Source organism: Salmonella sp. 741265055_HSA, from assembly GCF_046569525.1.
Taxonomy (GTDB): Bacteria; Pseudomonadota; Gammaproteobacteria; order Enterobacterales; family Enterobacteriaceae; genus Salmonella; species Salmonella enterica.
This window is the reverse complement of sequence record NZ_JBKFSQ010000003.1, coordinates 80,158-99,886: the sequence shown is the minus strand read 5'-3', so window position 1 is coordinate 99,886 and position 19,729 is coordinate 80,158. Positions and strand designations below refer to the sequence as shown.

Genomic DNA, 19,729 nt, shown 5'->3' with positions numbered 1-19,729 from the left:
CAGCATAGCCCTCTACCCTATCAGAGTCTGAAGTCTTCCCCAAGATATACACGCTTAACGTGTTCGTCTTGCAGGATTTCTGTCGGTGTACCGTGGGCAATAAGATGGCCCTGGCTCACGATATAGGCGCGTTCACAGACTGCCAGCGTCTCACGGACGTTATGGTCGGTGATCAGCACGCCGAGCCCGCTATCGCGCAGATGCTCGATAATGCGTTTGATGTCGATAACGGAAATTGGGTCAACGCCGGCAAAGGGTTCATCCAGCAGGATAAATTTGGGATTAGCGGCCAACGCGCGGGCAATTTCTACACGACGGCGTTCACCACCGGACAGCGCCTGTCCCATGCTGTCGCGCAGATGCTCAATATGAAACTCTTCCATCAGCTCGTTGGCGCGGTCTTCTCGCTGTTCTGCGGTCAAATCGTCACGAATTTGCAGTACCGCCATCAGGTTATCAAATACGCTGAGACGGCGGAAAATAGAGGCTTCCTGCGGCAAATAGCCGATACCGCGGCGCGCACGCGCGTGCAGCGGCAGCAGACTGATATCTTCATCATCAATGATGATATTGCCCGCGTCACGCGGCACGATACCGACGACCATATAAAAGGTGGTGGTTTTACCCGCGCCGTTTGGGCCGAGCAGCCCGACAATCTCCCCGGAGTTAACGGTCAGACTGACATCTTCCACTACGCGACGGCCTTTATAGGCCTTCGCCAGATTCTTTGCAGTTAATGTTGCCATAACGAATTAGTTACTCTTCTTTTGCGCCGGAGTCTGGCCTTTGTTTTTGTCTTGCAACTGCGATGGCACCAGAACGGTGGTGACGCGTTTGCCTTTCTCGCTGAAGGCCTGCATTTTCTGCTCTTTCACCAGGTAGGTGATTTTGTCGCCGGTAATGTTGCTGTCAAGCTGCTCCAGATAAGCGTTGCCGGTCAGCACCACAAAATCTTTCGCCAGCTCGTAGTGCATATGGGAAGCGTGGCCTTTCACCGGCTTACCGTTGTCCTGCATCTGGTAGAAGGTGGCCGGATTGCCGTAACCGTCGATCACCTCTTTCCCCTGTTCGCCGCCTGGGCGGGTAACCACGACTTTATCGGCGTTGATCTTAATCGTGCCCTGGGTCATCACCACGTTGCCCGTAAAGGTCACGACGTTGCCTTGCATATCCAGCGACTGTTGATCCGAGTCAATATGAATAGGCTGTTCGGTATCGCCCGTGACGGCGAAGGCCGGAATGCTGGCGGCCAGCAGCGAGCCGGCAAGCATAAGATTAAGGCTGAGTTTGTTTGTTTTGAATTTCATAAGAGGTTCTAACCTTTTCAATCAGCTCGGCGTTCTTGCTGCGTAAGTTACCGCGCATTTTCAGTCCGCTGGAGTTAAATGTTGTGCCGTATAACGTCACCAGATCGTTCGAGGTAACATCCTGCGTCACCAGATTAATCTGCGCGTTATCGGTGGTAATTCTGCGTAATTGAGCGTCAGGCACCAGGGCGTTGACTTCAACATGGCCATACAGATAGAGCATTCGATCGTTAGTCAATTTGGCTTTATCGGCTTTGATCGACCATGTTGGCACTTTATCCTTATCAAAGGTGGTTAATACCGGTTGTGTAAACCATGAGATCGCCTGATCGGAAAAATATTCAACGTGCTGCGCGATCAGCCGATAGCTCAACGCGCCTTCCGGACTGTACACGACGGTATCCGTATGCTCGCTTTTATACGTGGGATCGTTGCTGTTGACCATCACGGCAGCAGGATCGTCTTTATCCGCCAGATTGATACCAATCAGTACCAGAATGGCCAGCGACAGTAGAATGATAACCCAACGTCTGGTTTTACTCATATCGATTGCCCTTTGGCCTCATCCAGCTTGCCCTGCGCCAGCAGCAGCAAATCGCACACCTCACGTACCGCGCCGCGCCCGCCAGCAATGTGCGTCACATAGTCAGCGCGGGGGATCAGCAGCGGATGCGCATCCGCAACGGCAACGCTTAACCCCACTTTTTCCATCACCGGCCAGTCAATCAGATCATCGCCGACATAGGCAACATTTTCCGGCGCAATGGCCAGTTTTTCCAGCAGATCGCTAAAGGCGATCAGCTTATTCGACTGTCCCTGATAAAGATGGACAATCCCCAGCGTGGCGCAGCGATCTTCTACAAGTTTAGCCTTTCGTCCGGTAATAATGGCAACCTCGATATTGGAGGTCAAAGCACAGCGAATACCATAGCCGTCACGAACGTTGAAAGCCTTCAGCTCTTCGCCGTTATTGCCCATATAAATCAGGCCGTCAGACAATACGCCATCCACGTCCAGGATGAGCAGGCGGATATTCTCCGCCCTGGTCATGACGTGGGTGCTGACGGGGCCATAACAGGTCGCAAGCGACGCACCTGCTTTACTCATCGTTAATTATCCTTGAGTTTCTACACGACGCCTGCACGCAGGAGATCATGCATATGTAACACACCGAGTAACTGGTCGCCATCAGCAACCAGTACGGAGGTGATATGGCGGGACTGCATTAAATTCAGCGCATCGACAGCGAGAATACCGGGGCGCACGCGAATACCCCCTGGCGTCATCACCTCGGCGATCCCCAACAGGCGCATATCGCCGCCCATATCGAACACGCGACGTAAATCGCCGTCGGTGAAGATACCGTCGATCTTCATGGATTCATCGCAAATGACGGTCATACCGAGATTTTTACGCGTAATTTCTAACAGCGCATCACGCAGGGTGGCATGTTTATTAACATGCGGGATCTCATCGCCAGTATGCATAATATCGCTTACGCGCAGCAGTAGCTTACGTCCCAGCGCGCCGCCAGGATGCGACAGAGCGAAATCCTCGGCGGTAAAGCCGCGCGCTTTTAACAATGCCACGGCGAGCGCGTCACCCATCACCAGCGTTGCGGTGGTACTAGTGGTAGGCGCCAGGCCTAACGGACACGCTTCTTTGGGCACTTTAACACACAGATGCACATCTGCCGCACGCGCCATGCTGCTTTCCGGTCGCCCGGTAATGCAAATTAACGGTACGTGCAGACGTTTAAGCACCGGTATTAGCGCCGCGATCTCGCTGGATTCGCCGGAATTGGAGATAGCGATAACCACATCCTGCGGCGTAACCATCCCCAAATCGCCGTGCGCGGCTTCGCCCGGATGTACAAAAAAGGAAGAGGTGCCGGTACTGGCGAACGTGGCGGCCATTTTCCGTCCGATATGACCGGATTTTCCCATCCCCATGACCACCACTTTTCCGGTGCAGTTGAACATTTTTTCACAGGCCAGCGTGAAATCCTGGTTGATATATTGATCAAGCTCCGCCAGGCCTTCACGTTCAATTTCCAGGACCTCTTTGCCTGCCTGCTGAAAGTCAAACCCCGGTTGCAACGCTAAATGCGACATAATCCGTTTCCAGTTATCCAACAAGAAGTGGCGATAGCCAATAGAGCATCGCCAGCCATACGATAAACCCGCCGGTCAGCAGTATACCTGCGCCCCGACCAATCTGGCGCGGATGCCGCCAGCAAAGTAAAGCGAAAACCACGCTAACCAGCAACATCACGCTATAATCACGCCCAAACGCCAGCGGGTTGATCTCCCCCGGCGCGATCAGCGCAGGCAGCCCCAGCACGATGGCGAGATTAAAAATATTGGCACCAATGAGATTACCAACGGCAATATCATTTTCGCCTTTTCGCACGCCGGCAATCGCCGTCGCCAGCTCTGGCAGACTGGTGCCGACGGCGATGACTGTCAGACCGAGCGTTAATTCACTCATGGCGAAATAGTTCGCCAGCACTGTAGCGTTATCGATTACCATGCGCGTCGCCATCGGCATGATGACCAGCGCAATGCCCAGCCATAAGAACGCGACGGGGAGCCCGCCTTCGCGCGGCAGCTCCGCCAGTTGTTCGCGGGTGAGGCTGTCATTCCCCTGGCGTTCGGCCAGACGCGCGATTTTAACAATGAATAACAGCCATAGCACAGCCAGAAGCAGGAGAAAGATACCATCACTGCGGCTTAACTGTCCGTCATGCAGTACGGAACCGGCTACCACGCTAACAAATAACATTAATGGCAATTCGCGACGTAAAACATCGGAATGCACGGTAAATGGACGAACCAGTGCCGCCAGCCCTAAGATCAGCAAAATATTGGTGATGTTAGAACCGAGCGCCGCGCCGACGGCCAAATCGAGCTGACCGTGTAGCGATGCGGCGACCGACACAATAATTTCCGGCAGCGAGGTGCCGATACTCACTACCGTCATCCCGATGATCAGCGGGGGAATACCGAATGTACGGCATAAAATAGAGGCCGCAAACACCAGACGATCGGCGCCGTAGGCCACCAGAAGCAAACCAATTATGAGTAGCGCCATCGCTAAAAGCATCTAAAGTCCTTTCTTCAGGTATACTCGCCGGTCCCCTGGAAGGGATATCTGGAAGCCGTAACGAAGTCCTAATTTTGACTTTATGCGGCTAAAAAGTAAAACGAATGCCAGCTTTCGCTAACCCTGTCAGTTAATATTCTGTAATTATGTCGAACCCATGGTTAAATTCAGCGCCATGGTTACCTCAACAAGGCAATACGAAGGATGAATCAATGGGTCAGTCTGCGGCCAATTTAGTCGATATGCGCGACGTCAGCTTTTCCCGTGGCGAACGCTGCATTTTCGATAATATTTCCCTGACGGTGCCGCGCGGGAAGATCACGGCGATCATGGGGCCGTCGGGCATCGGTAAAACCACGCTGTTGCGCCTGATTGGCGGACAGATCCCGCCGGATAAGGGCGAGATCTTATTTGATGGCGAGAATGTGCCGGCCATGTCCCGTTCGCGGCTCTACACCGTCCGCAAACGTATGAGTATGCTGTTTCAGTCGGGAGCGCTGTTTACCGACATGAACGTGTTTGACAATGTGGCCTATCCGCTACGGGAGCACACCAATTTACCCGCGCCGCTGCTAAAAAGCGTCGTGATGATGAAACTAGAAGCTGTCGGGCTGCGCGGCGCGGCAAAACTGATGCCTTCCGAGCTCTCCGGTGGGATGGCGCGCCGTGCCGCGTTGGCGCGCGCCATCGCTCTGGAACCGGATCTCATCATGTTCGATGAGCCGTTTGTCGGCCAGGACCCGATTACCATGGGCGTTCTGGTGAAGCTGATTTCAGAATTGAACAGCGCGCTGGGCGTGACCTGCGTGGTGGTCTCTCATGATGTGCCAGAGGTGCTCAGTATTGCGGATCACGCCTGGATCATGGCGGACAAAAAAATCGTCGCTCACGGTAGCGCTCAGGCGTTGCAGGAGAATACGGACCCGCGCGTGCGTCAGTTCCTTGACGGCATTGCCGACGGGCCGGTTCCGTTCCGCTATCCGGCGGGCGACTATCACCTTGATTTACTCGAAACGGGGAGTTAAGCCACTCATGCTGTTAAATGCGCTGGCAGCACTCGGACACAGCGGGATCAAAACCGTCAGGACGTTCGGGCGCGCCGGGTTAATGTTATTCAATGCGATTATCGGTAAGCCGGAGTTTCGCAAACATGCGCCGCTGCTGGTGCGCCAGCTTTATAATGTGGGCGTCTTGTCGATGCTTATCATTATTGTCTCCGGCGTATTCATCGGTATGGTGCTGGGGCTGCAAGGCTATCTGGTTCTGACCACTTACAGCGCGGAGACCAGTCTTGGCATGTTAGTGGCGCTTTCGCTGCTGCGCGAGCTGGGGCCGGTGGTCGCGGCGTTGCTGTTTGCCGGGCGGGCCGGGTCGGCGTTGACGGCGGAAATCGGCCTGATGCGGGCGACGGAGCAGCTCTCCAGTATGGAGATGATGGCGGTCGATCCATTGCGCCGGGTGATTTCGCCGCGCTTTTGGGCGGGCGTGATTTCGTTGCCGCTACTGACCATTATCTTTGTGGCGGTCGGTATCTGGGGCGGCTCGCTGGTCGGCGTAAGCTGGAAAGGAATCGACGCCGGGTTCTTCTGGTCCGCGATGCAGAATGCCGTCGACTGGCGTATGGATCTGGTGAACTGTCTGATAAAGAGCGTGGTGTTCGCCATTACGGTAACATGGATTGCGTTATTCAACGGTTATGACGCAATACCAACTTCTGCCGGGATTAGCCGGGCAACGACGCGTACCGTGGTTCACGCATCGTTGGCCGTTCTGGGGCTGGATTTTGTGCTGACCGCACTGATGTTTGGGAATTGAGTTCATGCAAACGAAAAAAAATGAAATTTGGGTAGGCGTTTTTTTGCTGGTAGCGTTGCTGGCGGCGCTGTTTGTTTGCCTGAAGGCGGCAAATGTGACCTCTATGCGCACGGAGCCGACCTATAAGGTTTATGCGACCTTCGATAACATCGGCGGTCTGAAAGTGCGTTCCCCGGTACGCATCGGCGGGGTGGTTGTCGGGCGGGTTGAAGATATCTCGCTTGATCCGAAAACATACCTGCCGCGCGTAACGCTCGACATCGAAGAGCGTTATAACCATATTCCCGATACCAGCTCGTTGAGTATTCGTACTTCCGGGCTGCTGGGGGAGCAATATCTGGCATTAAACGTCGGTTTTGAAGATCCTGAGCTGGGAACGTCTATCCTCAAAGATGGGAGTACGATTCAGGACACCAAGTCTGCAATGGTGCTGGAAGATATGATTGGCCAGTTCCTTTATAACAGCAAAGGCGACGACAATAAGAATTCTGGCGATGCGCCAGCCGCAACGGAAGGCCATACTGAAGCCACAACGCCCGCGGGCGAAACGAAATAATCTCAGGAGAATTGAGGCATGTTTAAACGACTGATGATGGTGGCCCTGCTGGTCATTGCGCCATTAAGCGCAGCAACGGCAGCGGATCAGAGCAATCCTTATAAACTGATGAACGAGGCGGCGCAGAAAACTTTTGATCGCCTGAAAAACGAACAGCCGAAAATTCGTGCCAATCCGGATTACCTGCGCGACGTTGTTGATCAGGAACTTCTGCCGTACGTGCAGGTAAAATATGCCGGCGCGCTGGTGTTGGGCCGCTACTACAAAGAGGCGACCCCGGCGCAGCGTGAAGCCTATTTTGCAGCGTTTCGCGAATACCTGAAACAGGCATACGGTCAGGCGCTGGCGATGTACCACGGCCAGACTTACCAGATAGCGCCTGAGCAACCGCTGGGCGATGCGACCATTGTGCCTATCCGTGTAACGATTATCGATCCCAACGGTCGTCCGCCGGTACGCCTGGATTTCCAGTGGCGCAAAAACACCCAGACCGGCAACTGGCAGGCGTATGACATGATTGCGGAAGGTGTCAGCATGATCACCACCAAGCAAAATGAGTGGAGCGATCTGCTGCGTACTAAAGGCATCGACGGCCTGACCGCACAACTGAAATCTATCTCTCAACAGAAAATTACTTTGGACGAGAAACAGTAATGACGCCGCAACTCACCTGGACGCGTGAGGCGGACACTCTGGTGCTGGCGGGAGAGCTGGATCAGGACGTGTTGTCGCCGCTATGGGACGCGCGCGTAGAAGCGATGACTGGCGTTACCCGTATCGACCTGAGCCAGATCTCCAGGGTGGATACGGGGGGACTGGCGCTGCTGGCGCACCTTGTGAACCAGGCAAAAAAGCAGGGCAATGCCGTATCGCTGTCTGGCGTTAACGACAAGGTTTACGCGCTGGCGCAATTATATAACTTGCCCGAAGACGTACTTCCCCGTATGTAATGAATGCCGGATGGTTTATCCGGCCTACACTTCGCATGATCCCCGTAGGCCGGATAAGTTGCGTTAGCAGCACCATCCGGCACTTTTACCGCGCTGATTTATCAGCGTAATCTTTTGCTTATTTAAGACGGCGCGACTTTGCTCTAAGATGTTGGGCTGTTTTCACTATTTGACGAATAAAGAACCCATGGAAAATCATGAAATTCAGAGTGTGCTGATGAATGCCCTCTCCCTCCAGGAAGTCCACGTCTCCGGCGATGGCAGTCACTTTCAGGTTATTGCCGTGGGCGAGATGTTTGACGGCATGAGCCGGGTCAAGAAACAGCAAACGGTCTATGGGCCGCTAATGGAGTACATTGCGGACAACCGTATCCATGCCGTATCGATCAAAGCGTATACCCCGGCGGAATGGGCGCGCGATCGTAAACTTAACGGATTTTAAGCTACGGGTAACCTGCCGGTAGCGGAGATGAATGCTTAACTGAGAATACAATAATGGATAAATTTCGTGTACAGGGGCCAACGACGCTCCAGGGCGAAGTCACAATTTCCGGCGCCAAAAACGCCGCGCTGCCGATCCTGTTCGCCGCTCTGCTGGCAGAAGAACCGGTAGAGATCCAAAACGTTCCAAAACTGAAAGACGTGGATACGTCGATGAAGCTCCTGAGCCAATTAGGCGCAAAAGTGGAACGCAATGGATCGGTACACATTGACGCCAGCCAGGTGAACGTGTTCTGCGCGCCTTATGATCTGGTTAAGACCATGCGCGCCTCGATATGGGCGCTGGGGCCGCTGGTTGCCCGTTTTGGTCAGGGACAAGTCTCTCTGCCGGGGGGCTGTACTATCGGCGCGCGTCCGGTTGATCTGCATATTACCGGTCTGGAACAACTGGGTGCGACCATCAAGCTGGAAGAGGGCTACGTAAAGGCCTCCGTCGAAGGACGTCTTAAAGGGGCGCATATCGTGATGGATAAGGTCAGCGTCGGCGCGACCGTCACCATTATGTGCGCTGCTACGCTGGCGGAAGGGACGACCATCATTGAAAACGCCGCGCGCGAGCCGGAAATTGTCGACACCGCTAACTTCCTGGTTACGCTGGGGGCGAAGATCGCCGGGCAGGGCACCGACCGTATTACGATCGAGGGCGTAGAGCGTCTGGGCGGCGGCGTTTATCGTGTGCTGCCGGATCGTATCGAAACGGGGACTTTCCTGGTGGCGGCAGCGATCTCTCGCGGCAAAATCCTCTGCCGTAACGCGCAACCGGACACTCTGGACGCGGTACTGGCGAAACTGCGCGATGCTGGCGCGGATATCGAAGTGGGCGAGGACTGGATTAGTCTGGACATGCACGGCAAACGACCGAAGGCGGTCAATGTCCGTACCGCACCGCACCCGGCATTCCCGACCGATATGCAGGCGCAGTTCACGTTGCTGAACCTGGTGGCGGAAGGGACGGGCTTTATCACTGAAACCGTCTTTGAAAACCGTTTTATGCACGTGCCTGAACTCAGTCGCATGGGCGCGCGTGCGGAAATTGAAAGCAATACCGTCATATGCCATGGCGTAGAAACGCTCTCTGGCGCCCAGGTCATGGCGACAGATCTGCGGGCATCTGCGAGCCTGGTGCTGGCGGGCTGTATTGCGGAAGGCACGACGATTGTGGATCGCATTTATCACATCGATCGCGGTTATGAACGCATCGAAGACAAACTGCGCGCGCTCGGCGCGAATATTGAACGCGTGAAAGGCGAATAACCTTCTGTACGCTGAATAACCCCCGCGAACGCGATGCGGGGGTTGTTTTACAGGCTCTTACTCTACATTCTGTTTGTCTTTATTACGCGCTCTCATAAGCCGCGTTCTGTCGATAAACTCATGCGTGCGCGGATCGTGATAACGCGATGGCCAAATAACCCAGGGTTCCGTTCCCAATGCTTTCGCGATAATCAACTCTCCTTTCGGCCACGGGCGCGTTAATGCATTGGCCAGCGTGGATGAACTCAATCCATTCCGACGTGACTCAGCGGCCATTGAAGTCCCTTTTTTACGTAGTCCGGCAATGATATCGGCCGGATGCCAGTCAATAAGCTTGCTTTCCATACATCCATCACTCCTTAGGTTAATCACTTACGGTTTTAACAACCCGACGACGTTCGATACTATAACGCTTCGTGAAAGAATGTTCTAAAAAGTTCATGTAAGTGGCAGCAATATTCAGAATATGCCAGGGAAAGCCGTATATGGGTATATAAAAAGACAGGCAATAGATTATATGGAATTTATTAGAACTTAATGGGGTATCCCGCGCAGTACGCGGGATAAGAGAACGGTATTAACGATCGCGCTGCACCGCGATGTGTGCGAGACCGATTAGCGCCTCACGCCAGGGAGTATCCGGCAATATCTGCAACGCGGATATCGCTTTGTCGGCTTCTTCTTCCGCTCGCTGACGCGTCCATTCCAGCGAGCCGCAGGTGGTCATCGCTTCCAGAACCGGTTCCAGAAGATGACGGCCATTACCTTGTTCAATAGCGGTACGGATCATCGCTGATTGTTCTGGCGTACCGTGGCGCATGGCGTGAAGCAACGGTAAGGTGGGTTTGCCCTCATTGAGGTCATCACCCACATTTTTACCGAGATGCTCGCCGTCGGCGCTGTAATCCAGCAGATCGTCAATGAGCTGGAAAGCCGTACCAAGGTAGCGGCCATAGTCCTGCAACCCTTTCTCTTGCTCAGGCGTACAACCGGCAAGAATACCGGAGCACTGGGCGGCGGCTTCGAACAGACGCGCCGTTTTACTGTAAATCACCCGCATGTAATTTTCTTCGGTAATGTCCGGGTCATTCACGTTCATCAATTGCAGCACTTCGCCTTCTGCAATCACGTTGACCGCTTCCGACATCACTTCCAGCACTTTTAACGAGCCGAGGCTGGTCATCATCTGGAAGGCGCGGGTATAGATAAAGTCGCCGACCAACACGCTGGCAGCATTACCGAAGGCGGCATTTGCCGTCGCTTTGCCGCGACGCATATCGGATTCATCCACCACATCATCATGTAGCAGCGTCGCCGTGTGGATAAACTCGATCAGAGCGGCGATAGTCACGTGCGCGTTACCCTGATAACCCACCGCACGCGCGGCAAGAACGGCAATCATCGGACGAATGCGTTTTCCGCCGCCGCTAATAATGTAATATCCTAGCTGATTAATCAGTTGAACATCGGAATTAAGCTGTTCAAGGATTGTCGCATTGACACCCGCCATATCTTGCGCGGTTAACTCGTTGATTTTTTCTAAATTCATCGCAAAAGCCGGGCTTATCGCCCCGATTATCCCATGTCTGAATGAGGTAACGTAGGGTTTATGGTTAGAAATATACCCTGATTGTACTGAAAAAACGCCGCAGATAAACGTTACCGTATGCGTTGTGTTTTTTTTCTTCATGTATTGATGGTAGCACTTGTCAAAGCCGTGCAATTTGCGTAATATTCGCGCCCTATTGTGAATATTTATAGCGCGCTCTGAATCATTGAAAGGTGTGCGCGGAAGCGGAGTTTTTTATGTACGCGGTTTTCCAAAGTGGTGGTAAACAACACCGAGTAAGCGAAGGTCAGACCGTTCGCCTGGAAAAGCTGGACATCGCAACTGGCGAAACTATCGAGTTCGCTGAAGTTCTGATGATCGCAAACGGTGAAGAAGTCAAAATCGGCGTTCCTTTCGTTGATGGCGGCGTAATCAAAGCTGAAGTTGTTGCCCACGGTCGTGGCGAGAAAGTTAAAATCGTTAAGTTTCGTCGCCGTAAACACTACCGTAAGCAGCAGGGCCATCGTCAGTGGTTCACTGATGTGAAAATTACCGGCATCAGCGCTTAAGATTAGGGGAGCAGATTAAATGGCACATAAAAAGGCTGGCGGCTCGACTCGTAACGGTCGCGATTCTGAAGCTAAACGTCTGGGCGTAAAACGCTTTGGCGGTGAAGCAGTTCTGGCAGGCAGCATCATCGTTCGTCAACGTGGTACTAAATTCCACGCTGGCACCAACGTTGGTTGCGGTCGTGACCACACTCTGTTTGCTAAAGCAGACGGTAAAGTGAAATTCGAAGTTAAAGGCCCGAAAAACCGTAAATACATCAGCATCGTTGCTGAGTAAGTTTTTTGTGGTCCGGTAACGGATGAAAGCCCCGCACCTGTTGCGGGGCTTTTTACATTCGATGGCCGACTAAAATATACCCGTGTGGCTGTACGAATGCCGTTAACGGGTCTTTGCAGGGAACACGGCATGAAGCAGCAGGCAGGCATTGGCATTCTTTTAGCGCTCACTACCGCGATGTGCTGGGGAGCGTTGCCAATAGCAATGAAGCAAGTGCTGGAGGTAATGGAGCCTCCAACCATTGTCTTCTACCGCTTCTTCATGGCCAGTATTGGCCTCGGGGCGATACTGGTAGTAAAAAGAAAGCTGCCGCCGCTGCGTATTTTTCGTAAGCCGCGCTGGTTGGTGTTATTGGCGATAGCGACCTGCGGACTGTTCGGTAATTTCATTTTGTTCAGTTCTTCCCTGCAATATTTAAGCCCAACCGCGTCGCAGGTTATCGGCCAGCTCTCGCCGGTTGGCATGATGGTCGCCAGCGTCTTTATTCTGAAAGAAAAGATGCGCGGTACGCAGGTGATTGGCGCGCTGATGTTATTGAGCGGGCTGGTGATGTTTTTTAACACCAGTCTGATCGAGATTTTTACCCGACTGACCGACTACACCTGGGGCGTTATTTTTGGCGTAGGCGCGGCGATGGTGTGGGTGAGCTATGGCGTGGCGCAAAAAGTATTATTGCGACGTCTGGCCTCGCAGCAGATCCTGTTTTTACTGTACACTTTATGTACGATAGCGCTCTTGCCGCTGGCAAAACCGATGGTGATAGCGCAACTGAGCGACTGGCAGCTCGCCTGTTTGATTTTCTGCGGGCTAAATACGCTGGTAGGATATGGCGCCCTGGCGGAAGCGATGGCGCGTTGGCAGGCGGCGCAGGTGAGCGCGATAATCACGCTTACACCGCTATTTACCCTGCTGTTTTCAGATCTTTTATCTATGGCCTGGCCCGATTTCTTCGCCAGACCGATGTTAAACCTTTTAGGTTATCTCGGTGCGTTTGTCGTGGTTGCGGGCGCGATGTATTCCGCCATTGGTCATCGTATTTGGGGCGGTTTACGCAAGCATGAAACGGTGGTTTCGCAACCCCGCTCAGGCGAATGATTTACGGAGAATAAAATGAAGTTTGTTGATGAAGCATCGATTCTGGTCGTTGCAGGCGATGGCGGTAATGGCTGTGTGAGCTTCCGCCGCGAAAAATATATCCCGAAAGGCGGCCCGGACGGCGGTGATGGCGGCGACGGCGGCGACGTCTGGATGGAAGCCGATGAAAACCTGAATACTCTGATCGATTACCGCTTTGAAAAATCGTTCCGCGCTGAACGTGGTCAGAATGGCGCGAGCCGCGACTGTACCGGTAAACGCGGTAAAGACGTGACCATTAAAGTGCCGGTCGGTACGCGCGTTATCGACCAGGGAACCGGTGAAACGATGGGCGACATGACCAAACACGGTCAGCGTCTGTTGGTCGCGAAGGGCGGCTGGCATGGGTTAGGCAATACCCGTTTTAAATCCTCGGTTAACCGTACGCCGCGCCAGAAAACCAATGGTACGCCGGGCGATAAGCGCGACCTGCTGCTGGAACTGATGCTGCTGGCGGATGTCGGGATGCTGGGGATGCCAAACGCCGGTAAATCAACGTTCATTCGCGCGGTATCGGCAGCAAAACCGAAAGTCGCGGACTATCCGTTTACCACGCTGGTGCCGAGCCTGGGCGTGGTACGTATGGACAGCGAAAAGAGTTTTGTGGTGGCCGACATTCCGGGGTTGATCGAAGGCGCGGCGGAAGGCGCGGGCCTGGGGATTCGCTTCCTGAAGCACCTCGAACGTTGCCGCGTACTGCTGCACCTCATTGATATCGATCCGATCGACGGTTCCGATCCGGTGGAAAACGCCCGTATCATTATTGGCGAACTGGAAAAATACAGCCAGGATCTGGCGGCTAAACCGCGCTGGTTAGTGTTCAACAAGATCGATCTGATGGATAAAACCGAAGCGGAAGAGAAAGCGAAAGCGATCGCCGAAGCGTTGGGCTGGGAAGGGAAATACTATCTGATTTCCGCCGCCAGTCAGCTAGGGGTGAAAGATCTCTGCTGGGATGTGATGACCTTTATCATCGAGAATCCGATCGCGCAGGCTGAAGAAGCAAAACAGCCGGAAAAAGTCGAGTTCATGTGGGACGATTATCATCGCCAGCAGTTGGCTGAAGTGGAAGAAGACGTAGACGATGACTGGGATGACGACTGGGATGAAGACGACGAAGAAGGCGTCGAGTTCATCTACAAACGTTAATCTCGTAGTCGGATGGCGCTTACGCTTATCCGGCCTACAAAAGCCAACGGGCCGCATTTGCGGCCCGTTTTATTATGTTCGTTGTAGGCCGGATAAAACGCGTTAGCGCCGCCATCCGGCAATAATGCACTCAGTTATTCTGATAAATATCCTTGTATAACCGACTCTCGAAGCGTACCAGCGGGATTCGGCGATTACGCTGGTCAGCAGGTGGAACCGCGTAGCCGGACAAATACTGTACAAATGCCATCCGTTGCCCGCTTGCGGTGGTAATAAAGCCCGCCAGATTATACACGCCCTGCAGTGACCCGGTTTTCGCCGAAACCTTACCGTCTACGCCCGCCTGATGTAGCCCGGCGCGGTATTGCAATGAACCATCATAGCCCGCCAGCGGCAGCATAGAGATAAAGTTCAGCTCGTTATCGTGTTGGGCGATATATTGCAGCACCTGCATCATCGTAGCGGGAGCGATCAGATTATGGCGAGAAAGACCGGAACCGTCGGCAATAATGGTATTGCCGATATCAATTCCCGCCTGTTGGCGCAGGATCTGGCGAACGGCATCCGATCCCGCCCGCCAGGTGCCAGGCACGTTAAACCTGACATGACCAATCATCCGAAAAACAGTATCGGCGATCATGTTGTCTGACTTTTTCAGCATAATCTTAAGCAGATCGTGCAGTGGCGCCGACTGTTTACTGGCGACGATCGTTCCGGGCTCGTTAACCTGCGTCTGGCGCAGCAGCGTGCCGCGGTAAGTTATCCCGGCCTCTTTCAGTTCCTGCTTGAGGATCGCGCCCGCGTAGCTGGCACCGTCCTGAATAGCAAAGGCCAGCGGCAGCGGGTCGGCGCGCTGTGGTAAACAGCCGGTAAGCGTATAACGGTTCAAATCGCCAGGCACAACATCCAGCTCGCAATACTGCGCGTCTGCCGAACCGCGCGGCAGAGTCCGTACCTGGCTGAACATCGTTACCGGATAATAAGAGGCCACGCGAATAAAGGCTAAATCGTTTGGTTTTTGCGCGCTATAAAGCGACACAGAAAAACAGTTGCGGTCAACAATGGCGGCGGCGGGAGGCGCGCTGAAACACTGCGTCAGGTCGTTCCACGGCCAGCCTGGCGCTTTATCGTGGCTGGCGAAAATCGACGTGTCGATAAGCACATTGCCGTCGATTTGCGTGACGCCGGACTTTTTCAGCGTCGCGACCATATTGCGAATATCCTGACGTCTTAGCGTTGGATCGCCACCGAAGCGCGCAATTACGTCACCTTTCAGGATGCCGTTATCGACGTTGCCTTTAGTCTCCAGCGTGGTCGTAAAACGGAAATCCGGGCCGAGTTGAATCAGCGCCGCCAGCGCGGTAATCACCTTTTGGGTACTGGCGGGAAGCGCCATCTGCTGACTATGATAATCAATAGCCGGCGCGGGCGCGCCAATCTTTTGCACCATCAGCGCGAGGTTGGCGCCGGCCGGAAGCTGTTTGATGTATTCGTCAATATTCGCGGCCTGAACGCTGAACGCTATACTGGTGGTCAATCCGATGATAAATCTGGAAAATCGCATAATCTCGCGCTAACACCCTGGAAACAAGCCGTCATACTACGGCGCAACGCCCTAAAAAGTAAACGATGACCCATAGGGAACTCCAGGGTAAAATGGTTATCAAAGAGGAAATTGTAGCTGACCTGGGACTGCGCGCCCGGGTTGGTGTTTTTTTGCTTCTGACCCTGGTATGGCATATGCCGGGGCTGGCTTAGCAGCCGGGGTAGAGTTCATTGCCCCCTACAGGAATGTTCAAGAGGTATAACAAATGCAAGCTATTCCGATGACCTTACGCGGAGCCGAAAAACTGCGCGAAGAGCTGGATTTTCTGAAATCTGTGCGCCGTCCTGAAATCATCGCCGCTATCGCCGAAGCGCGCGAACATGGCGATTTAAAAGAAAACGCGGAGTATCATGCTGCACGCGAACAGCAGGGTTTCTGCGAAGGGCGCATTAAAGATATCGAAGCAAAACTGTCGAATGCGCAGGTGATTGATGTCACTAAAATGCCGAACAATGGTCGCGTGATTTTCGGCGCTACCGTCACGGTGCTGAACCTGGACACCGACGAAGAGCAGACCTACCGTATTGTTGGCGATGATGAGGCGGATTTTAAGCAAAATCTCATTTCGGTAAACTCGCCAATCGCTCGCGGCCTGATCGGCAAAGAGCAGGATGACGTCGTGGTGATCAAAACGCCTGGCGGCGATGTGGAATACGAAGTGCTTAAAGTGGAATACCTTTAAGTAGTACTCAATACGCAAATTGTTGGTGTATTGTAAAGAAAGGAAAAAGGCCGCATAGCGGCCTTTTATCAACGGAGAGAGCGTGGCATTTTGCTCTTCTGCTCGTGGAAAACCCCTCGTTTTACACAGATTTTGTGTTCGACTTTAGGATATCCTTAACGCGGCAGCGAGATTTTACGCTCTTTAGTTGGGCGATACAGCACCAGCGTTTTACCGATGACCTGTACGTTACAGGCGCCGGTTTCGCGCACGATAGCGTCCACGATCAAGGTTTTTGTTTCGCGATCTTCCGAGGCGATTTTCACCTTGATAAGTTCATGGTGCTCTAACGCTTGTTCAATCTCGGCCAGTACCCCTTCGGTCAAACCATTATTGCCAAGCATAACAACAGGCTTGAGCGGATGTGCCAGACCTTTTAGGTGCTGTTTTTGTTTAGTACTCAGATTCATCGTATATTTTTGCTTACGTTGGGATTGAAAACGGGTCATTCTACCGCCATCTCCCTTATATCGCCAAATAGGCGTGTAGAAATTTACGCCATTGGCTACGATGAACTGCCCCGACGGGAAAGTTAAATGACAGGTAAAAAGCGTTCTGCCAGCTCAAGCCGCTGGCTTCAGGAACACTTTAGCGATAAATATGTTCAACAGGCGCAGAAAAAGGGGCTACGCTCCCGTGCCTGGTTTAAACTTGATGAAATACAGCAAAGTGACAAACTTTTTAAGCCGGGAATGACGGTAGTCGATCTCGGCGCTGCGCCAGGAGGCTGGTCACAGTATGTGGTCACGCAGATTGGCGGCAAAGGCCGCATCATCGCTTGTGATCTTTTACCTATGGATCCTATCGTTGGTGTGGACTTTCTTCAGGGCGATTTTCGTGATGAACTTGTCATGAAAGCGTTACTGGAACGCGTGGGTGACAGTAAAGTACAAGTTGTCATGTCTGATATGGCACCAAACATGAGCGGAACACCGGCGGTGGATATCCCCCGCGCCATGTATCTGGTGGAGCTGGCGTTAGAGATGTGCCGCGATGTGCTGGCGCCAGGCGGAAGTTTTGTAGTGAAGGTGTTCCAGGGCGAAGGTTTCGATGAGTATCTAAGGGAAATTCGCTCCCTGTTTACGAAGGTTAAAGTTCGTAAGCCGGACTCTTCGCGTGCGCGTTCGCGTGAAGTGTACATTGTAGCGACCGGGCGAAAGTGATAACCGGCAGATTTCAGACGTAAGGTTTGAAAGAAACTGGATATAGAGTATCCTGACGCTGTTTTTAACACAGTTGTAATAAGAGGTTAATCCCTTGAGTGACATGGCGAAAAACCTAATACTCTGGCTGGTCATTGCCGTTGTGCTGATGTCAGTATTCCAGAGCTTTGGGCCCAGCGAGTCTAATGGCCGTAAGGTGGATTACTCTACCTTCCTGCAAGAGGTCAATCAGGACCAGGTTCGCGAAGCGCGTATCAACGGACGTGAGATCAACGTTACCAAGAAAGATAGTAACCGTTACACGACTTACATTCCGATTAATGATCCGAAGCTGCTTGATAACCTGCTGACTAAAAACGTCAAGGTTGTTGGCGAACCACCTGAAGAGCCAAGCCTGCTGGCTTCTATCTTCATTTCCTGGTTCCCGATGCTGTTGCTGATCGGCGTCTGGATCTTCTTTATGCGTCAGATGCAGGGCGGCGGTGGCAAAGGCGCCATGTCGTTCGGTAAGAGCAAGGCGCGTATGCTGACGGAAGATCAGATCAAAACCACGTTTGCTGACGTCGCGGGTTGTGACGAAGCGAAAGAAGAAGTGGCGGAACTGGTTGAATACCTGCGTGAACCGAGCCGTTTCCAGAAGCTGGGCGGTAAAATTCCGAAAGGCGTCCTGATGGTCGGCCCGCCGGGTACCGGTAAAACCCTGCTGGCAAAAGCCATTGCGGGTGAAGCGAAGGTGCCATTCTTTACGATTTCCGGTTCTGACTTTGTGGAAATGTTCGTGGGTGTCGGCGCGTCTCGTGTGCGTGACATGTTCGAACAGGCCAAGAAAGCGGCGCCGTGCATTATCTTCATCGATGAAATCGACGCCGTAGGTCGCCAGCGTGGCGCTGGTCTGGGCGGTGGTCACGATGAACGTGAGCAGACGTTGAACCAGATGCTGGTTGAGATGGACGGCTTCGAAGGTAACGAAGGTATCATCGTTATCGCCGCAACTAACCGTCCGGACGTTCTGGACCCGGCGTTGCTGCGTCCAGGCCGTTTTGACCGTCAGGTTGTGGTAGGCCTGCCGGATGTTCGCGGTCGTGAGCAGATTCTGAAGGTGCATATGCGTCGCGTACCGTTAGCGACGGACATTGATGCGGCGATCATTGCGCGCGGTACGCCGGGTTTCTCCGGTGCGGACCTGGCGAACCTGGTCAACGAAGCGGCGCTGTTTGCCGCACGCGGCAACAAACGCGTAGTGTCGATGGTTGAGTTCGAAAAAGCGAAAGACAAAATCATGATGGGTGCGGAACGTCGCTCCATGGTGATGACAGAAGCGCAGAAAGAGTCGACCGCGTACCACGAAGCGGGCCACGCGATTATCGGTCGCCTGGTGCCGGAACACGATCCGGTGCACAAAGTGACGATTATCCCACGTGGTCGCGCGCTGGGTGTGACCTTCTTCCTGCCTGAAGGTGACGCGATCAGCGCCAGCCGTCAGAAGCTGGAAAGCCAAATCAGCACGCTGTACGGCGGCCGTCTGGCGGAAGAGATTATCTACGGCGTTGAGCATGTTTCTACCGGTGCGTCGAACGACATTAAAGTCGCGACTAACCTGGCGCGTAACATGGTGACTCAGTGGGGCTTCTCCGACAAACTTGGTCCGCTGCTGTATGCGGAAGAAGAGGGCGAAGTGTTCCTCGGCCGTAGCGTCGCAAAAGCGAAACATATGTCTGATGAAACTGCGCGTATCATCGACCAGGAAGTGAAAGCGCTGATTGAACGTAACTACAATCGCGCTCGTCAGATCCTGACTGACAATATGGATATTCTGCACGCGATGAAAGATGCGCTGATGAAATATGAAACCATCGATGCGCCGCAGATTGATGACCTGATGGCGCGTCGTGAAGTGCGTCCGCCTGCGGGCTGGGAAGATCCAAACGGCACCAATAACTCTGACAGCAATGGTACGCCTCAGGCGCCGCGTCCGGTTGATGAACCACGCACGCCGAACCCGGGCAACACGATGTCAGAGCAGCTGGGCGACAAATAAGCGTTTGTTGTACAACATTATGTTTAGCGCTCACC

The 19,729-nt window shown here is 53.4% G+C and carries 24 protein-coding genes; 14 read left to right on the top strand and 10 right to left on the bottom strand.

Features of this window, described 5'->3' with window-relative positions; genetic code table 11:
• Positions 1–20: 20 nt before the first annotated feature.
• From lptB to ACLD4K_RS02860, 6 genes are read right to left on the bottom strand one after another with little or no spacing between them, the layout of a single operon-like run.
• Entirely contained in the window at positions 21–746 is a 726-nt protein-coding gene (lptB, locus tag ACLD4K_RS02885) for an LPS export ABC transporter ATP-binding protein (RefSeq protein ID WP_000224104.1), read from the bottom strand.
• Positions 747–752: 6 nt separating this feature from the next.
• Positions 753–1,307 carry a lipopolysaccharide ABC transporter substrate-binding protein LptA gene (lptA, locus tag ACLD4K_RS02880; protein ID WP_000669770.1) on the bottom strand — a complete coding sequence of 185 codons (555 nt, stop codon included), beginning with the start codon at positions 1,305–1,307 and terminating at the stop codon, positions 753–755.
• A complete protein-coding gene (gene lptC, locus ACLD4K_RS02875) occupies positions 1,276–1,851 on the bottom strand; it encodes an LPS export ABC transporter periplasmic protein LptC (RefSeq protein ID WP_371067093.1) in 576 nt (191 codons plus the stop codon). The genes lptA and lptC overlap by 32 nt, the downstream gene beginning before the upstream one ends.
• On the bottom strand, positions 1,848–2,414 hold the full coding sequence (kdsC, locus tag ACLD4K_RS02870) for a 3-deoxy-manno-octulosonate-8-phosphatase KdsC (protein ID WP_183059365.1): 567 nt from the start codon (positions 2,412–2,414) through the stop codon (positions 1,848–1,850). Before kdsC ends, lptC begins: the two co-directional genes overlap by 4 nt.
• 20 nt (positions 2,415–2,434) lie before the next feature.
• The gene (kdsD, locus tag ACLD4K_RS02865; protein ID WP_411011359.1) at positions 2,435–3,421 is read right to left on the bottom strand and encodes an arabinose-5-phosphate isomerase KdsD; all 987 of its coding nucleotides are present in this window, start codon (positions 3,419–3,421) and stop codon (positions 2,435–2,437) included.
• 13 nt (positions 3,422–3,434) lie between these two features.
• Positions 3,435–4,412, bottom strand: a complete 978-nt coding sequence (locus ACLD4K_RS02860) for a calcium/sodium antiporter (RefSeq protein ID WP_000922742.1) — start codon at positions 4,410–4,412, stop codon at positions 3,435–3,437.
• 212 nt (positions 4,413–4,624) lie between these two features.
• Between ACLD4K_RS02860 and mlaF the strand changes: the two genes are divergently transcribed.
• The 7 genes from mlaF (at position 4,625) to murA (ending at position 9,488) form a co-directional block, all read left to right on the top strand.
• Positions 4,625–5,437 (top strand): phospholipid ABC transporter ATP-binding protein MlaF, encoded by an 813-nt coding sequence (mlaF, locus tag ACLD4K_RS02855; RefSeq protein WP_000531566.1) that lies wholly within the window; start codon positions 4,625–4,627, stop codon positions 5,435–5,437.
• A gap of 7 nt (positions 5,438–5,444) precedes the next feature.
• The gene (gene mlaE, locus ACLD4K_RS02850) at positions 5,445–6,227 is read left to right on the top strand and encodes a lipid asymmetry maintenance ABC transporter permease subunit MlaE (protein WP_000925786.1); all 783 of its coding nucleotides are present in this window, start codon (positions 5,445–5,447) and stop codon (positions 6,225–6,227) included.
• 4 nt (positions 6,228–6,231) lie between these two features.
• Entirely contained in the window at positions 6,232–6,783 is a 552-nt protein-coding gene (gene mlaD / locus ACLD4K_RS02845) for an outer membrane lipid asymmetry maintenance protein MlaD (RefSeq protein WP_001193591.1), read from the top strand.
• 18 nt (positions 6,784–6,801) lie between these two features.
• Positions 6,802–7,437 (top strand): phospholipid-binding protein MlaC, encoded by a 636-nt coding sequence (gene mlaC / locus ACLD4K_RS02840; RefSeq protein WP_000476475.1) that lies wholly within the window; start codon positions 6,802–6,804, stop codon positions 7,435–7,437.
• Positions 7,437–7,733, top strand: a complete 297-nt coding sequence (mlaB, locus tag ACLD4K_RS02835) for a lipid asymmetry maintenance protein MlaB (protein ID WP_079965357.1) — start codon at positions 7,437–7,439, stop codon at positions 7,731–7,733. The genes mlaC and mlaB overlap by 1 nt, the downstream gene beginning before the upstream one ends.
• A 187-nt stretch (positions 7,734–7,920) precedes the next feature.
• Positions 7,921–8,175, top strand: a complete 255-nt coding sequence (gene ibaG, locus ACLD4K_RS02830) for a BolA family iron metabolism protein IbaG (RefSeq protein ID WP_001518349.1) — start codon at positions 7,921–7,923, stop codon at positions 8,173–8,175.
• A 53-nt stretch (positions 8,176–8,228) separates the two neighbouring features.
• Complete coding sequence (gene murA / locus ACLD4K_RS02825) at positions 8,229–9,488, top strand: UDP-N-acetylglucosamine 1-carboxyvinyltransferase (RefSeq protein WP_000357288.1); 1,260 nt, start codon at positions 8,229–8,231, stop codon at positions 9,486–9,488.
• Positions 9,489–9,545: 57 nt separating this feature from the next.
• Here the strand turns inward: murA and sfsB are convergent, their stop codons facing one another.
• Both sfsB and ispB read right to left on the bottom strand, forming a co-directional pair.
• Positions 9,546–9,833: a DNA-binding transcriptional regulator SfsB gene (gene sfsB / locus ACLD4K_RS02820; RefSeq protein ID WP_000444167.1), complete on the bottom strand. Its 288-nt coding sequence runs from the start codon at positions 9,831–9,833 to the stop codon at positions 9,546–9,548.
• 232 nt (positions 9,834–10,065) lie between these two features.
• The gene (gene ispB / locus ACLD4K_RS02815) at positions 10,066–11,037 is read right to left on the bottom strand and encodes an octaprenyl diphosphate synthase (RefSeq protein WP_001047354.1); all 972 of its coding nucleotides are present in this window, start codon (positions 11,035–11,037) and stop codon (positions 10,066–10,068) included.
• Between the two features lie 257 nt (positions 11,038–11,294).
• Here ispB and rplU point away from each other — a divergent pair, with 257 nt between their 5' ends.
• From rplU to cgtA, 4 genes are all read left to right on the top strand, one after another.
• Positions 11,295–11,606 carry a 50S ribosomal protein L21 gene (gene rplU, locus ACLD4K_RS02810; protein ID WP_000271396.1) on the top strand — a complete coding sequence of 104 codons (312 nt, stop codon included), beginning with the start codon at positions 11,295–11,297 and terminating at the stop codon, positions 11,604–11,606.
• Between the two features lie 19 nt (positions 11,607–11,625).
• Positions 11,626–11,883 carry a 50S ribosomal protein L27 gene (gene rpmA, locus ACLD4K_RS02805; RefSeq protein WP_000940593.1) on the top strand — a complete coding sequence of 86 codons (258 nt, stop codon included), beginning with the start codon at positions 11,626–11,628 and terminating at the stop codon, positions 11,881–11,883.
• Positions 11,884–12,012: 129 nt separating this feature from the next.
• Entirely contained in the window at positions 12,013–12,978 is a 966-nt protein-coding gene (locus ACLD4K_RS02800; protein ID WP_411011358.1) for a DMT family transporter, read from the top strand.
• Positions 12,979–12,993: 15 nt separating this feature from the next.
• Entirely contained in the window at positions 12,994–14,166 is a 1,173-nt protein-coding gene (gene cgtA, locus ACLD4K_RS02795) for an Obg family GTPase CgtA (RefSeq protein ID WP_411011357.1), read from the top strand.
• 130 nt (positions 14,167–14,296) lie between these two features.
• On the opposite strand, the gene dacB is transcribed toward cgtA, so the two are convergent.
• Entirely contained in the window at positions 14,297–15,730 is a 1,434-nt protein-coding gene (dacB, locus tag ACLD4K_RS02790) for a serine-type D-Ala-D-Ala carboxypeptidase (protein ID WP_001212686.1), read from the bottom strand.
• Between the two features lie 247 nt (positions 15,731–15,977).
• Here dacB and greA point away from each other — a divergent pair, with 247 nt between their 5' ends.
• Complete coding sequence (greA, locus tag ACLD4K_RS02785) at positions 15,978–16,454, top strand: transcription elongation factor GreA (RefSeq protein ID WP_001148008.1); 477 nt, start codon at positions 15,978–15,980, stop codon at positions 16,452–16,454.
• Positions 16,455–16,609: 155 nt separating this feature from the next.
• Here greA and yhbY read toward each other — a convergent pair whose 3' ends face one another.
• The gene (yhbY, locus tag ACLD4K_RS02780; RefSeq protein ID WP_001592995.1) at positions 16,610–16,903 is read right to left on the bottom strand and encodes a ribosome assembly RNA-binding protein YhbY; all 294 of its coding nucleotides are present in this window, start codon (positions 16,901–16,903) and stop codon (positions 16,610–16,612) included.
• A gap of 126 nt (positions 16,904–17,029) precedes the next feature.
• Here yhbY and rlmE point away from each other — a divergent pair, with 126 nt between their 5' ends.
• Both rlmE and ftsH read left to right on the top strand, forming a co-directional pair.
• Positions 17,030–17,656, top strand: coding sequence for a 23S rRNA (uridine(2552)-2'-O)-methyltransferase RlmE (rlmE, locus tag ACLD4K_RS02775; RefSeq protein ID WP_000145974.1), 627 nt, complete (start codon positions 17,030–17,032; stop codon positions 17,654–17,656).
• Positions 17,657–17,759: 103 nt separating this feature from the next.
• Positions 17,760–19,694 (top strand): ATP-dependent zinc metalloprotease FtsH, encoded by a 1,935-nt coding sequence (gene ftsH, locus ACLD4K_RS02770; protein ID WP_023137153.1) that lies wholly within the window; start codon positions 17,760–17,762, stop codon positions 19,692–19,694.
• Positions 19,695–19,729 lie beyond the last annotated feature (35 nt).

Excerpts from the sequence above, each read along its gene's own strand:
- lptB (WP_000224104.1), bottom strand. The coding sequence starts at position 746 with ATGGCAACATTAACTGCAAAGAATCTGGCGAAGGCCTATAAAGGCCGT.
- lptA (WP_000669770.1), bottom strand. The coding sequence starts at position 1,307 with ATGAAATTCAAAACAAACAAACTCAGCCTTAATCTTATGCTTGCCGGC.
- lptC (WP_371067093.1), bottom strand. The coding sequence starts at position 1,851 with ATGAGTAAAACCAGACGTTGGGTTATCATTCTACTGTCGCTGGCCATT.
- kdsC (WP_183059365.1), bottom strand. The coding sequence starts at position 2,414 with ATGAGTAAAGCAGGTGCGTCGCTTGCGACCTGTTATGGCCCCGTCAGC.
- kdsD (WP_411011359.1), bottom strand. The coding sequence starts at position 3,421 with ATGTCGCATTTAGCGTTGCAACCGGGGTTTGACTTTCAGCAGGCAGGC.
- ACLD4K_RS02860 (WP_000922742.1), bottom strand. The coding sequence starts at position 4,412 with ATGCTTTTAGCGATGGCGCTACTCATAATTGGTTTGCTTCTGGTGGCC.
- mlaF (WP_000531566.1), top strand. The coding sequence starts at position 4,625 with ATGGGTCAGTCTGCGGCCAATTTAGTCGATATGCGCGACGTCAGCTTT.
- mlaE (WP_000925786.1), top strand. The coding sequence starts at position 5,445 with ATGCTGTTAAATGCGCTGGCAGCACTCGGACACAGCGGGATCAAAACC.
- mlaD (WP_001193591.1), top strand. The coding sequence starts at position 6,232 with ATGCAAACGAAAAAAAATGAAATTTGGGTAGGCGTTTTTTTGCTGGTA.
- mlaC (WP_000476475.1), top strand. The coding sequence starts at position 6,802 with ATGTTTAAACGACTGATGATGGTGGCCCTGCTGGTCATTGCGCCATTA.
- mlaB (WP_079965357.1), top strand. The coding sequence starts at position 7,437 with ATGACGCCGCAACTCACCTGGACGCGTGAGGCGGACACTCTGGTGCTG.
- ibaG (WP_001518349.1), top strand. The coding sequence starts at position 7,921 with ATGGAAAATCATGAAATTCAGAGTGTGCTGATGAATGCCCTCTCCCTC.
- murA (WP_000357288.1), top strand. The coding sequence starts at position 8,229 with ATGGATAAATTTCGTGTACAGGGGCCAACGACGCTCCAGGGCGAAGTC.
- sfsB (WP_000444167.1), bottom strand. The coding sequence starts at position 9,833 with ATGGAAAGCAAGCTTATTGACTGGCATCCGGCCGATATCATTGCCGGA.
- ispB (WP_001047354.1), bottom strand. The coding sequence starts at position 11,037 with ATGAATTTAGAAAAAATCAACGAGTTAACCGCGCAAGATATGGCGGGT.
- rplU (WP_000271396.1), top strand. The coding sequence starts at position 11,295 with ATGTACGCGGTTTTCCAAAGTGGTGGTAAACAACACCGAGTAAGCGAA.
- rpmA (WP_000940593.1), top strand. The coding sequence starts at position 11,626 with ATGGCACATAAAAAGGCTGGCGGCTCGACTCGTAACGGTCGCGATTCT.
- ACLD4K_RS02800 (WP_411011358.1), top strand. The coding sequence starts at position 12,013 with ATGAAGCAGCAGGCAGGCATTGGCATTCTTTTAGCGCTCACTACCGCG.
- cgtA (WP_411011357.1), top strand. The coding sequence starts at position 12,994 with ATGAAGTTTGTTGATGAAGCATCGATTCTGGTCGTTGCAGGCGATGGC.
- dacB (WP_001212686.1), bottom strand. The coding sequence starts at position 15,730 with ATGCGATTTTCCAGATTTATCATCGGATTGACCACCAGTATAGCGTTC.
- greA (WP_001148008.1), top strand. The coding sequence starts at position 15,978 with ATGCAAGCTATTCCGATGACCTTACGCGGAGCCGAAAAACTGCGCGAA.
- yhbY (WP_001592995.1), bottom strand. The coding sequence starts at position 16,903 with ATGAATCTGAGTACTAAACAAAAACAGCACCTAAAAGGTCTGGCACAT.
- rlmE (WP_000145974.1), top strand. The coding sequence starts at position 17,030 with ATGACAGGTAAAAAGCGTTCTGCCAGCTCAAGCCGCTGGCTTCAGGAA.
- ftsH (WP_023137153.1), top strand. The coding sequence starts at position 17,760 with ATGGCGAAAAACCTAATACTCTGGCTGGTCATTGCCGTTGTGCTGATG.